Consider the following 12458-nt stretch of genomic DNA (forward strand, 5'->3'; position numbering starts at 1 on the left):
AAGTGTCATTTATTCATCAATAGGCTAACCAATCATTTAATCCTCATAAAATTAGAAAAAATTTAGAAATAAATTAGAACCAAATTAAAAATAGGAACGTACTATGAAAGACAATTATGATTTAGTCGTCATCGGCGGCGGTCCTGGTGGTTACGAAGCCGCTATTCGTGCAGGTCAATTGGGTATGAGCGTGGCTTGTATCGAAAAACGCGTGTATAAAGGTGAGCCAGCACTGGGTGGTACTTGCTTAAACGTCGGTTGTATCCCATCAAAAGCCTTACTTGATTCATCACATCGTTATGAAGCGACCAAGCATGACCTTGCTGAACATGGTATCAGCACCGGTGACGTTGCTATCGATATCGAGCAAATGATTGGCCGTAAAGAAGCTATCGTTAAGCAATTGACTGGCGGCGTGGCGGCATTGCTAAAAGGCAATGGCGTTGACTGGCTACAAGGCTGGGGCACATTAGAAGACGGGAAAGGTGCGGATAAAAAAGTTAAATTTACCGCTCTAGAAGACGACAGTGAAACGACTATTACCGCCAAAAACGTCATTCTTGCAGCAGGTTCGGTGCCTATCGATATTCCTGTGGCAAAAACTGACGGCGACCGTATTGTTGATTCTACTGGCGCGCTTGATTTCACCGAAGTACCAAAGCGTTTAGGCGTCATTGGCGCAGGCGTCATTGGTCTTGAGCTAGGTTCAGTATGGCGCCGCTTGGGCGCAGAAGTGGTTGTCTATGAAGCGCTACCAAGCTTCCTAGCAGCGGCTGACAAAGACATTGCTAAAGAAGCGGGTAAAATGCTGAAAAAGCAAGGTCTTGATATCCGCGTTGATACCAAAGTAACCAATGCTGAAGTGAAAGGCGATCAAGTTGTCGTGACCAGCGAAGCAAAAGGTGAAGCCTCGGATGAAAGCTTTGATAAACTGATTGTTTGTGTTGGTCGCCGTGCCTACTCTGAAAAACTATTGGGCGCAGACAGTGGTATCACGTTGACTGAGCGCGGCCTTATCGATGTCGATGACCAGTGTAAAACCAACCTTGACGGCGTTTATGCAATCGGTGACTTGGTTCGTGGCCCTATGCTTGCGCATAAAGCGATGGAAGAAGGCATGATGGCGGTTGAGCGCATTCATGGTGAAAAAGCACAAGTTAACTATGACACCATTATCAACGTCATTTATACCCATCCAGAAATTGCATGGGTTGGTTTGACCGAACAAGAAGCGACTGAAGCGGGTTATGAAGTCAAAACTGGTTCATTTAACCTAGCAGCTAACGGTCGTGCGCTTGCACAAAGTGAAGCACAAGGCTCTATCAAAGTTGTTGCTGATGCTAAAACAGATCGTTTGTTAGGTATGCATGCCATTTCTGCTGGTGCGGGCGATATTGTCCATCAAGGTATGATTGCGATGGAATTTGTGTCTAGTATCGAAGATTTGCAGTTGATGACATTTGCGCATCCAACCATTTCTGAAGCGGTTCATGAAGCCGCTTTATCAGCAGATGGCCGTGCGATTCATGCCATACAGCGTAAAAAACGTAAATAGTTTTTGAGATTAACTTGCTTAAAATGAAAAGCATTTGAGTCAATATCAAGTTTAACCGGATGGTGCGACCGCTATCACTATTATGATAACGGTCACCGCCATCATAAGTGTGGCAGCGTTATTCTGCCTTGCACTTGTTTTCACTTTTTATTAATTGTAAAAAATAAAGGATACAATCAATGAATTTACATGAGTATCAAGCAAAAGAGCTATTAAAAAGCTACGGTTTGCCCATTCAAGAAGGCATCATCGCCCATAATGGCGACGAAGCTGCTGCTGCTTTTGATAAGACGCCTACTGATATTGCGGTTATTAAAGCGCAGGTTCATGCTGGTGGCCGTGGTAAAGCGGGCGGTGTGAAGCTCGTTAAAACTCGCGAAGAAGCAAAGCAAGTTGCTGAAGAGCTTATCGGTACCAATCTGGTTACATTCCAGACTGACGCAGAAGGCCAACCAGTTAACTTCGTATTGGTTGCAGAAGATATGTACCCAGTACAAACTGAGCTATATCTTGGTGCAGTTGTAGACCGTTCTACGCGTCGCGTAACTTTTATGGCATCAACCGAAGGCGGCGTTGATATCGAAGAAGTCGCAAGCGAAACTCCAGAAAAAATCTTTAAAGTAAGCGTTGATCCATTAGTTGGTCTAATGCCTTACCAAGCACGTGAAGTGGCATTTAAACTGGGTCTTGAAGGCAAGCAAATCAACCAGTTTGTAAAATTGATGAGCGGCGCTTATCAAGCATTCGTTGACAATGATTTTGCATTATTAGAAATCAATCCATTAGCGGTTCGCGAAAATGGCGAAATCGTTTGTGTTGATGGCAAAATCGGTATCGATTCAAACGCTTTATATCGCCTGCCTAAAATTGCAGCACTACAAGATAAAACGCAAGAAAACGAGCGCGAGCTTAAAGCCGCTGAATTTGACCTAAACTATGTTGCCCTAGAAGGTAACATCGGTTGTATGGTAAACGGTGCTGGTCTTGCGATGGCGACCATGGACATCATCAAATTGTACGGCGGCAAACCTGCTAACTTCTTGGACGTTGGCGGCGGTGCAACCAAAGATCGCGTTGTTGAAGCGTTCAAAATCATTCTAGAAGACAGCAGTGTTGAAGGCGTTCTAATCAACATCTTCGGCGGTATCGTACGTTGTGACATGATTGCCGAAGCGATTATCGAAGCAGTTAAAGAAGTGAACGTAAAAGTGCCTGTCGTTGTCCGTCTAGAAGGTAATAACGCTGAAAAAGGTGCTGAGCTACTAGAGCAATCTGATGTGAAAATCATTTCAGCTCAAGGCCTAGCAGATGCGGCGCAAAAAATTGTCGATGCGGTTAAAGCATAAGTCTTTAATATAAGTCGTGCGGTTAAGCGCTGTTTTATTCATAACTCGCTTAACCAGACGCTTAAGCATTATAGTCACAGCGTGATGGCAGTTTTTAGCAAAAGCATAAATCGTTAACATTTAACGATAAGTGAGCGAGAAAACTGCTATTGCAAGACAACCGAATAAGGAAAAAATAATGAGTGTATTAATTGATAAAGATACCAAAGTATTGGTACAAGGTTTTACTGGTAAGAACGGTACATTCCACTCTGAACAAGCAATTGAGTACGGCACTAAAGTAGTTGGCGGCGTAACCCCAGGTAAAGGCGGTCAAACGCACCTAGGTTTGCCAGTCTTTAACACCATGGCAGAAGCCATGGAAGCGACCCAAGCTGACGCTTCAGTTATCTACGTACCAGCTCCATTTGTATTAGATTCTATCGTTGAAGCAGTCGATGCGGGCGTAAAATTGATCGTCGTGATCACTGAAGGCGTCCCGACTATCGATATGCTAAAAGCCAAGCGTTATATCGAAGAAGCAGGCGATGTACGTATGGTTGGTCCAAACTGCCCAGGCGTTATCACTCCAGGTCAGTGCAAAATCGGTATCATGCCAGGCCATATCCATTTGCCAGGTAAAGTGGGTATCATTTCACGCTCTGGTACGTTGACTTATGAAGCGGTTGCCCAAACCACTAAGCTTGGCTTTGGTCAGTCTACTTGTATCGGTATCGGCGGCGACCCTATCCCAGGTATGAACCAAATCGATGCGCTAAAACTGTTCCAAGACGATCCACAAACCGAAGCCATCGTATTAATCGGTGAGATTGGTGGTACAGCTGAAGAAGAAGCGGCGGCTTATATCAAAGAGCACGTAACCAAGCCAGTTGTTGGTTATATTGCTGGTGTGACTGCACCTGCTGGTAAGCGTATGGGCCATGCTGGCGCGATTATCTCCGGTGGTCAAGGTACTGCTGAAGAGAAATTTAAAGCCTTTGAAGACGCTGGTATTGCTTATACCCGTGATCCATCAAAAATCGGTGATAAGTTAAAAGAAGTTACCGGTTGGTAATTTAGGTATTAATAGCTAGTCTAATACCAAAACATCGTTGAAAAAAAACAAAGGCACTCCTACAATGGGGTGTCTTTTTTTATTCTAAAAATAACTTTCCTTTGATTAAAATGTAGCAATTATGAAAAACAAGATATTGGTAACCGGTGGTGCTGGATATATCGGCTCACACACTTGTATAGCTTTACATGAAGCAGGCTATGATATTGTGGTCTACGACAATTTGTCTAATAGTAGCCGCGAGGCCATTGAGCGCGTATCCAAGCTTATTGATCAACCCATCGAGTTTGTTGAAGGCGATATTCGTGATATTGATCTACTCAAACAGGTCTTTGCCGAGCATCAGTTCTTTGGTGTGATTCATTTTGCGGGACTAAAAGCCGTTGGAGAATCGGTGGCCAAGCCATTGCTGTATTATAATAATAATGTCAGTGGCACCATTGCTTTATTGGAAGTTATGAAAGAAGCCGATGTTAAGAATTTGGTTTTTTCATCTTCTGCGACCGTCTATGGAGATCCTGAATCCTTGCCCATCAATGAGGAATCAAAGCGTTCTTGCACCAATCCTTATGGTCAGAGCAAACTGATGGTCGAGCATGTTTTAGAGGACTTGGCGGCAACCGATGATGGCTGGAATCTTATTCCACTTAGGTACTTCAATCCCGTAGGTGCGCACCCATCTGGGCAAATTGGCGAAGATCCAAATGATATTCCTAATAATTTAATGCCTTATATTTCGCAAGTCGCCGTTGGCAAGCTTGGAAAACTTAGTATTTTTGGTAATGACTATTCTACTGTCGATGGGACGGGGGTACGCGATTTTATCCATGTCACTGATCTTGCCCAAGGTCATGTAGCAGCGCTTAACTACTTACAGAAACAAGTAGGTCGAGATAAATACAGCTCAATAGGTTTTTTACCCATTAATCTAGGAACAGGTAAAGGAACGTCTGTTTTAGAATTGGTCACGGCTTTTTCTGAAGTATCAGGCCAAAATATTCCTTACCAGTTTTCTGCTCGGCGCGCAGGAGATATTGCCAGCTGCTATGCCAGCGCCGATAAAGCCAAAGATTTGCTAGGTTGGGAGGCGACACTATCTATCACTGAGATGTGTGAAGATACGTGGCGTTGGCAGAGTAAAAACCCGAATGGCTATCATAGCGCTTAGCATTGATTAAGCATGTTTCTTATTTCACACTTTTAAATACAGTCTAAAAATTATGAAAAAAATTACTCACGCTGTTATTCCTGTCGCAGGTTTTGGTACACGTATGCTGCCGTTATCGAAATCAGTGCCAAAAGAGCTGCTACCACTTGGCAATCGTCCCGCTATTCATTATGTCGTTGAAGAAGCCATTGCTGCTGGTATCAAACATATCGTTTTGGTCGGTCATGCACAAAAAAGCGCCATCGAAAACTACTTTGATATCAATGCTGAATTGGATAATCAATTGCGTGCTAAAGGTAAAGGCGCGTTAGCTGATAGCTTAAACTGGTTACCCGAGGATGTAACGGTGTCTATGATACGTCAAGGCAAACCGCTAGGGTTGGGACACGCGGTATTGGCGGCGCGTCCAATCATCGGCGAGCATGACTTTGCGGTACTACTGCCGGATGTGGTGCTCGATCCATTTACCACCGATATAACGACTGATAATTTGGCGTTTATGATTGAAGCCTTTGCCAAAGACACGCATTCGCAAATATTGGTCAATAACGTAGCAGATGAAGATGTGCATAAATACGGTATTGCCCAATTAGACGAAGCATTTAATCAAGCGCATGAAATCGAGCAAGCTGATAAAAACGCAAGCTTTAAAGTTGCCGGTTTTGTCGAAAAGCCCAACTTAGCGGATGCTCCTTCAAAATTGGCCGTTGTCGGTCGTTATGTATTTAGCAATCATATATTTGATTATCTGGCCAATACTAGAGCGTCGGTTGGCGGCGAGATTCAACTGACTGATGCCATTGATGCATTGATTAGCAAATATGGCGTTAATGTAACGACCATGCGCGGTGATAGTTATGATGCGGGCGATATGCGCTCGTATATGCAAGCTTTTATCTATTTTGCCGAGCAGCAGTTAAGGGATGATAAATAGCTAATGGATGAGATAAATAATAAGGGCTATAAAAGTGCCCGCCACTCTAAGTATTGGCAGCATTTAGCCAAGTTAGCGGAGCAGCCGTGGGCGCTTGCTCCATTGTTCGCGCAGGATAATGAGCGGACGTCTCGCTTTAGCACGCAAGCGGGCGCGCTATATATGGATTATAGCAAGCAGTGTATTAGTGATGCGGTGCTAGAAAATTTATTAAATTTGGCGAATAGTTGCGAGTTGTCAGGCCGTATCGATGCCTTATTACAAGGGGCGATGGTTAATACCAGTGAAGAGCGAGCAGCGCTGCATACCGCTCTACGCTTGCCAGCTACAGAACAGCTGCAAGTTGGCACGCAAAATGTCGCTGCTGATGTACATGAGAGTTTGGCGCAGGTAGAAAGATTGTCAGAGCGGGTACGCAACGGCACGTGGCGCGGGTTCTCTGGTAAAGCAATCACTGATGTGGTTAATATTGGCGTTGGCGGCTCAGATTTAGGCCCACTGATGGCGACCACCGCGCTTGATGAATGGGCAGATACTGCTATTGAGGTGCATTTTGTCTCTAACATGGATGGCACACAGCTTGATAATTTGCTCAAGCACCTAAATCCTGAAACCACTTTATTTATCATCTCCTCCAAATCTTTTGGCACCGTTGATACGCTATCCAATGCCAAGACAGCACTGTCATGGTTACTCGCTACGGCAAAGCTACGTGCTGGCACGGAAGAAAGCGTCTTGCGCCGTCATTTTATCGGCGTATCGGCCAACTGTGAAAAAATGACTGCATGGGGCATTCACCCTGAGCATCAATTGCAGCTGTGGGAATGGGTTGGCGGCCGTTTTTCATTGTGGTCGGCGATTGGACTTGCTATTGCTATTCGTATTAGCATGAATGGTTTTAAAGAGCTGCTAGCCGGCGCACATAATATGGATAAGCATTTTGCCCAAGCAGACTTTTCTGAGAATTTGCCAGTATTATTAGGTTTGCTCGCTGTTTGGAACAGTACCTTTTTACAAGTCAATGCGCATACCGTGCTGCCTTATGATGGACGTTTGGAGTATTTGCCAAGCTATTTGACCCAGCTTGAGATGGAAAGTAATGGCAAATCGGTGACGCAGCATGGCGCGCGTCTCGATTATGATACGTGTCCAATTTTGTGGGGCGAGATTGGCTCCAATGCGCAGCATGCTTTTTATCAGCTTCTGCATCAAGGGACGCAGCAGGTCTCTTGTGACTTTATTGCGTGCGTGCGCCGTTATAGTGATGATGCGACAAATGAATCGCTACAGCAGCAGCATGAATTGTCTTTGGCAAACTGTTTGGCGCAGAGTCGGGTCTTGGCTTTTGGTAATGCTGCTATTGTTGATAAGGATATTGAAGCGGCTTCTGATACCGATAAATACAAATATTACCGCGGCAATCAGCCGTCAACGACGCTCCTTATCGATGAGCTGACCCCGCATAGTTTGGGGGAGTTGATAGCGCTTTATGAGCACAAGGTTTATGTCATGGCCAGCATTTGGGATATCAATCCGTTTGATCAATGGGGCGTTGAGATGGGCAAGAAAATGGCAGAGTCGGTACATACCGCCATGCAGCAAGGCGGCGATGCGCAATTTGATACCTCTACCAATCAGCTATTGCAGCATATTAAGCTGTTGTCTTAATGGCTTAAGGCTAGTAGCTAGTAGCTAGTAGCTAGTAGCATCATGCGACTGGCTTATCCACTTATCCACGCTGCTAACTTTGCAATATAAAAGGTAATCTTATGAGCGCTGCCGCTATAAATAAACACAAGACAGATAACGACCAATCCGCATCACATTCATTTAACCAAGCTGCTAAAAACACCAGCGTTTGCGTCCTCGTTGGTCATAGTATCGAGGCGATTACCAGTGCTGTGGTACTGGCAAGTCTCGGTCATACGGTGCATCTTTATACTGATAAAGAGGTATTGACGCAGCAATTACAACAATATGGTTTTGAGCATCATGTGCAAGCGTTATGGCAGATGTACGTGCAGCAGCAACAAATTGTCAGCTATGCTTTGCCCACTACTGCGAGTAAGCTGCTAGAGCACTATGAAACGTCGGATAATAATAATGAGAGAAAACAAGTTGCGCTATATTGGTTATTTTTAGACAGTATCCGCCCAGTATGGCAAGCAGACAGCTGGATTACGGCCTTTAATCACAGTCATCAGCAAACCTTACCGCTTATCATGAGTGGCATTAAACAGCTGGGCGCGGTTGATGCATTGTCCAAGCAGTTGCAGCGCGCTTGGGTTTATTATGTGCCATTTGTATTCTTAAAGGATGGCGATGCGTACAGCTCAATGCTAAATCCATCATTGTTGTTGCTGGGTGAAAAAACACCAAATAGCCGCCATCATTTAACGATGCTACAGCCTTTAATACAGCAGGCGCGCGCTTTTCATCAAGCAGATATTGCCACCATAGAGTTTGCCCGTAGTAGTATCATGGCGATGCTTGCCACAAGGGTGAGCTTTATGAATGAGATGTCGCGCTTGGCGGATAGTCAACAAATTGATATTCAGCAAGTCAGTCATATTATGGGACTTGATGAGCGCGTAGGCAGTAGCTACTTGCAAGCAGGCTGGGGCTTTGGTGGTAATACACTACCGACTGAATTGATTAAGCTGCAGCAGTCCAGTACAGAAAAAAGCCTAGCTATGCCGTTACTACAGGCAGTTATTGATATCAACGAAGACCAAAAAGAGCTGATATTTCGCAAGTTTTGGCAGTATTTCGATGGATTTATCGACCATAAAACCGTGATGATTTGGGGCGGCAGTTATAAAGCGGGCTCGGGACGGACAGCAGAGTCGGCGATTCATCCGTTGTTAGCGCTACTCTGGTCTTATAATATACGCACGCTGGTGTATAGTGATAAAGCCCAAACCGAGCTTGCTGAGCTCTATGGACAGCAGTCGCTACTGGAACTGATCGCCAGTCCGTACCAAAAGCTTAATGAAGCACAGGCCATTTTTATCATCAGCTGGTTGCCAGAAAACAGACTAGATGTCGCTAGGCTTAATGAGCAGGCGCTGCCAATATTCGATGCGCGCAATGCGCTGTCGCGAACGCAGGTTGATGATTTGGTCGGTGACTATATAGGGATTGGCCGCGCCAAATAACGCTTTCTAACAAGGGTAAAATAAGCGTAGCAGACAAGCAGCTAATGAACTGAATCTAAATAAAAGCGCCGGTTAATATAAAAATTAACTGGCGCTTTTTTGTTCTCATAAGTTCAGAACGTCTTTACTTAGCATTATGATTACTTAAGTTAAGCAGGCACCGCCCCTTTACTAGCAAGCCATTGCTGAATTTCTTGCGTCTTAGTCTGTAGTAAATCCTTATCACCGCGACTTTCGATGTTTAAGCGAATTAATGGTTCAGTATTAGAAGCGCGTAAGTTAAAACGCCATTCGCCAAAGTTTAAACTCAAACCATCGAGCATCGATTTGGTTGGCTTGTCGGCGCTGAACTTCTCTTCGATGGCGCTAATAATGGCTGGCGCATCATGAGTGGTCAAATGAAAATTCAGCTCGCCTGAGCTTGGATAGGCTGCAATATAACCGCTGACCAATTCTGACAAGGTTTTACCGGTAATTGATAATAACTCAATGGTCAAAAGCCACGGAATCATGCCGCTATCGCAGTAGAAAAAATCGCGAAAATAATGGTGAGCGGACATTTCGCCGCCATACACTGCACCAGAATCACGCATCACTTGTTTGATAAATGAGTGCCCAGACTTGCTAATAACCGCCTTACCGTTATGCTCATCAATGACGGCTTCGGTGTTATATATCACACGTGGATCATAGACGATTGACTCGCCTGCATACTTGTTTAAAAACGCCTGCGCGAGCATGCCAACGACATAGCTACCATCGATAAATTCGCCGTATTCATCAAATAAAAAGCAGCGGTCAAAATCGCCATCAAAGGCAATGCCAAGGTCGGCTTTATTTTCTAGCACCGCTTGCTGAGTGGCGGTTCGGTTGGCCTCAATCATTGGATTGGGAATGCCATTTGGAAAGCTGCCATCAGGCGTATGGTGCAATTTAAGCACTTCAATTGGCGCGCCAGCTTGTGCTAACTTGTCGATTAATAAATCAACGACGGGACCTGCGCTACCGTTACCGGAGTTGATAACCAGTTTTAGCGGTTTTAATTTATCAACATCAATAAAAGTCATGACATGATTGATATAAGCGCTTTTATCCGTTAGTAATTGTAATGTACCTTGTTGATTATCCGTACCAAATTGCCCCGATTCTGCCAACGCTTGAATCTCTGCCAAGCCATCATCGGCGCTAATCGGTTTTGAGTATTCCTTTACCAATTTTAAGCCATTATAATTAATCGGATTGTGGCTAGCTGTTACTTCGATACCGCCCAACGCCTGATAATAACTGGTCGCAAAATAGACCTCTTCTGTGCCTGTCATACCCAAATCAATCACATCGACACCCGCATCGAGCATACCTTTGATGGTTGCTTGTTTTAACTGCTCACTGGAGTGGCGGATATCGCTACCGATGACGATAGCTGGCTTTAAGTCTTTTAGTTCAACGGCGACATCTGCAGTGCTAAAACGCTCGAATAAAATTTGGGCAAAGGCACGGCCGATACGGTAGGCGATGTCTTCGTCAAGGTTGACACCAAGCTCGCCGCGGATATCGTACGCTTTAAATGACTGAATGCTAATAGGGTGAAATTCTGTTGCTGGCTGATAGCCAGTAGTCGCAGAAGTGGACATAATAATAAGCTTCCTTGTGCGTGCGCAGTAAAAAATGAGGGAGTGATAACAGGATTATAAGTCAATAAGCGTTCAATGATACACTAACTACCAAATGAGTCATAAAGCCGTAGTGGTGCTTTATGTGAGCATTTTTATACTTATCCGTTTCTATGATAAAAAATATAAGAGTATTTTATGAGTGACTTAGACAACCAAACGTTAACTTCTATTACGCCGCCCAGCCCTGTACAGGGCGTGCCAGTAGCAACTGGCGAGTTAGACGATTTATTAAAGTTAATGGCACGGCTGCGCGCAGATTGTCCGTGGGATAAAAAGCAAAGCAATCATAGTCTCATTCCGTATGCGATTGAAGAAGCCTATGAGCTCGGCGAAGCGGTTCAAAGCGATGATGACGAAGATATCAAGGGCGAGCTTGGCGATGTGCTTTTGCAAGTGGTGTTTCATTGTCAGATGTACGCAGAACAAGGGCGCTTTGATATTAGCGATGTGATTACCACGTTGCAAGAAAAGCTGATTCGCCGCCATCCGCATGTATTTGAAGCCGAAACGCTAGAAGACGACGCTGCAGTAAAAGGTCGCTGGGATGAGATTAAAGCAGAGGAAGACCAAGCTCGCGCCGCACGTGGCAAGCCGAAACGTCGTTTGGATAATACCAAGGCAGGTAGTGCGCTGATGCAAGCGCAGGAAGTGCAAAAACAAGCATCAAAATTGGGGTTTGATTGGGAAGGGGTCAGCGGCGCTTTTGATAAGCTTGATGAAGAAATTACTGAGTTAAAAAGCGAGCTGACCGATAAATCGAAAACCGCTGCTAAATATAACATAAGCAAAGCCAACATCAGAGACATTGAAAAAGAGCTTGGCGATTGCATGTTTGCACTGGTCAATGTCGCGCGTAAACTCAACCTCGACGCTGAAACTGCAACATTAACCTGTGTGCATAAATTTAAGTCGCGCTTTGGTTATATCGAAGAGCAATTAGCGGCTACTGGCAAGCGTTTAGAAGATAGCGATATCAATGAGATGGATGCGTTATGGGAAGCGGCGAAACAGCATGAACGCGACTAATAAAAGCCGGTTTATTAAATGGCAGCATGCTAATTTATTTAAAAATGCCGCCGTTTTTTTAGTAGGTGTGTTTTCTGTTATTACTATATCGTTTAATCCTGCCCTTGCCGCGCCATGTTTTGATAATGCTAAAAGCGCTTATCATTATCTATTGACGCAAGAAACAGCACAAAGCCAAGCGCGCACGCAGACTAGAATTAATATCAATCGCGCCACAGAAGCCGAGCTGGTGGCATTAAACGGTATTGGCAGCAGTAAAGCACAGGCGATTATTTTATATCGCGAGATGTTTGGCGGCTTTAAAACGGTTGATGAATTAACGAAAGTCAAAGGCATCGGCGCAAAAACGGTTGAGAAAAATCGCCAGCGTTTAAGCTTACAAGATTAAGCGCTTTATTTTGTATTATTTAACCCCCATATTGACAAAATAGCATGTAAGTAAATGTCATAACACACCCACCATGGTCAAAATTTGTTAAACTAGTGGGTACATCCGCCTGATAGACGCTGTGTTCGTCGGGGTGGTTAAGAATAAAGGCGAGGA

The 12458-nt window shown here is 44.6% G+C and carries 10 protein-coding genes; 9 read left to right on the forward strand and 1 reads right to left on the reverse strand.

The window, feature by feature from the left end; translation table 11 throughout:
* Positions 1-103: 103 nt before the first annotated feature.
* The 7 genes from lpdA (at position 104) to ACPEGP_RS09860 (ending at position 9215) form a co-directional block, all read left to right on the forward strand.
* Positions 104-1555, forward strand: a complete 1452-nt coding sequence (gene lpdA / locus ACPEGP_RS09830) for a dihydrolipoyl dehydrogenase (protein WP_201590020.1) — start codon at positions 104-106, stop codon at positions 1553-1555.
* A gap of 179 nt (positions 1556-1734) precedes the next feature.
* Complete coding sequence (gene sucC, locus ACPEGP_RS09835) at positions 1735-2901, forward strand: ADP-forming succinate--CoA ligase subunit beta (RefSeq protein ID WP_068407827.1); 1167 nt, start codon at positions 1735-1737, stop codon at positions 2899-2901.
* 178 nt (positions 2902-3079) lie between these two features.
* Complete coding sequence (sucD, locus tag ACPEGP_RS09840) at positions 3080-3955, forward strand: succinate--CoA ligase subunit alpha (RefSeq protein WP_068407825.1); 876 nt, start codon at positions 3080-3082, stop codon at positions 3953-3955.
* 121 nt (positions 3956-4076) lie between these two features.
* Positions 4077-5123: a UDP-glucose 4-epimerase GalE gene (galE, locus tag ACPEGP_RS09845; protein ID WP_423813288.1), complete on the forward strand. Its 1047-nt coding sequence runs from the start codon at positions 4077-4079 to the stop codon at positions 5121-5123.
* A 52-nt stretch (positions 5124-5175) separates the two neighbouring features.
* Positions 5176-6057, forward strand: a complete 882-nt coding sequence (locus tag ACPEGP_RS09850) for a UTP--glucose-1-phosphate uridylyltransferase (protein WP_201590024.1) — start codon at positions 5176-5178, stop codon at positions 6055-6057.
* Between the two features lie 3 nt (positions 6058-6060).
* On the forward strand, positions 6061-7725 hold the full coding sequence (gene pgi, locus ACPEGP_RS09855) for a glucose-6-phosphate isomerase (RefSeq protein WP_423813289.1): 1665 nt from the start codon (positions 6061-6063) through the stop codon (positions 7723-7725).
* 101 nt (positions 7726-7826) lie between these two features.
* A complete protein-coding gene (locus ACPEGP_RS09860; RefSeq protein ID WP_423813290.1) occupies positions 7827-9215 on the forward strand; it encodes a UDP-glucose/GDP-mannose dehydrogenase family protein in 1389 nt (462 codons plus the stop codon).
* Positions 9216-9364: 149 nt separating this feature from the next.
* On the opposite strand, the gene ACPEGP_RS09865 is transcribed toward ACPEGP_RS09860, so the two are convergent.
* Complete coding sequence (locus tag ACPEGP_RS09865) at positions 9365-10846, reverse strand: phosphomannomutase CpsG (RefSeq protein WP_423813291.1); 1482 nt, start codon at positions 10844-10846, stop codon at positions 9365-9367.
* 177 nt (positions 10847-11023) lie between these two features.
* Here ACPEGP_RS09865 and mazG point away from each other — a divergent pair, with 177 nt between their 5' ends.
* Both mazG and ACPEGP_RS09875 read left to right on the forward strand, forming a co-directional pair.
* Positions 11024-11914, forward strand: coding sequence for a nucleoside triphosphate pyrophosphohydrolase (mazG, locus tag ACPEGP_RS09870; protein WP_423813292.1), 891 nt, complete (start codon positions 11024-11026; stop codon positions 11912-11914).
* Entirely contained in the window at positions 11901-12302 is a 402-nt protein-coding gene (locus ACPEGP_RS09875) for a ComEA family DNA-binding protein (protein WP_423813293.1), read from the forward strand. The genes mazG and ACPEGP_RS09875 overlap by 14 nt, the downstream gene beginning before the upstream one ends.
* The last annotated feature ends 156 nt before the right edge of the window (positions 12303-12458 follow it).

The sequence above is a fragment of the Psychrobacter sp. 219-2-C genome, from assembly GCF_049560815.1.
In the GTDB taxonomy this organism is placed as follows: domain Bacteria; phylum Pseudomonadota; class Gammaproteobacteria; order Pseudomonadales; family Moraxellaceae; genus Psychrobacter; species Psychrobacter faecalis.

Bases quoted from the DNA above. Each gene is read 5' to 3' on its own strand.
- lpdA (WP_201590020.1), top strand. From the start codon at position 104: ATGAAAGACAATTATGATTTAGTCGTCATCGGCGGCGGTCCTGGTGGT.
- sucC (WP_068407827.1), top strand. From the start codon at position 1,735: ATGAATTTACATGAGTATCAAGCAAAAGAGCTATTAAAAAGCTACGGT.
- sucD (WP_068407825.1), top strand. From the start codon at position 3,080: ATGAGTGTATTAATTGATAAAGATACCAAAGTATTGGTACAAGGTTTT.
- galE (WP_423813288.1), top strand. From the start codon at position 4,077: ATGAAAAACAAGATATTGGTAACCGGTGGTGCTGGATATATCGGCTCA.
- ACPEGP_RS09850 (WP_201590024.1), top strand. From the start codon at position 5,176: ATGAAAAAAATTACTCACGCTGTTATTCCTGTCGCAGGTTTTGGTACA.
- pgi (WP_423813289.1), top strand. From the start codon at position 6,061: ATGGATGAGATAAATAATAAGGGCTATAAAAGTGCCCGCCACTCTAAG.
- ACPEGP_RS09860 (WP_423813290.1), top strand. From the start codon at position 7,827: ATGAGCGCTGCCGCTATAAATAAACACAAGACAGATAACGACCAATCC.
- ACPEGP_RS09865 (WP_423813291.1), bottom strand. From the start codon at position 10,846: ATGTCCACTTCTGCGACTACTGGCTATCAGCCAGCAACAGAATTTCAC.
- mazG (WP_423813292.1), top strand. From the start codon at position 11,024: ATGAGTGACTTAGACAACCAAACGTTAACTTCTATTACGCCGCCCAGC.
- ACPEGP_RS09875 (WP_423813293.1), top strand. From the start codon at position 11,901: ATGAACGCGACTAATAAAAGCCGGTTTATTAAATGGCAGCATGCTAAT.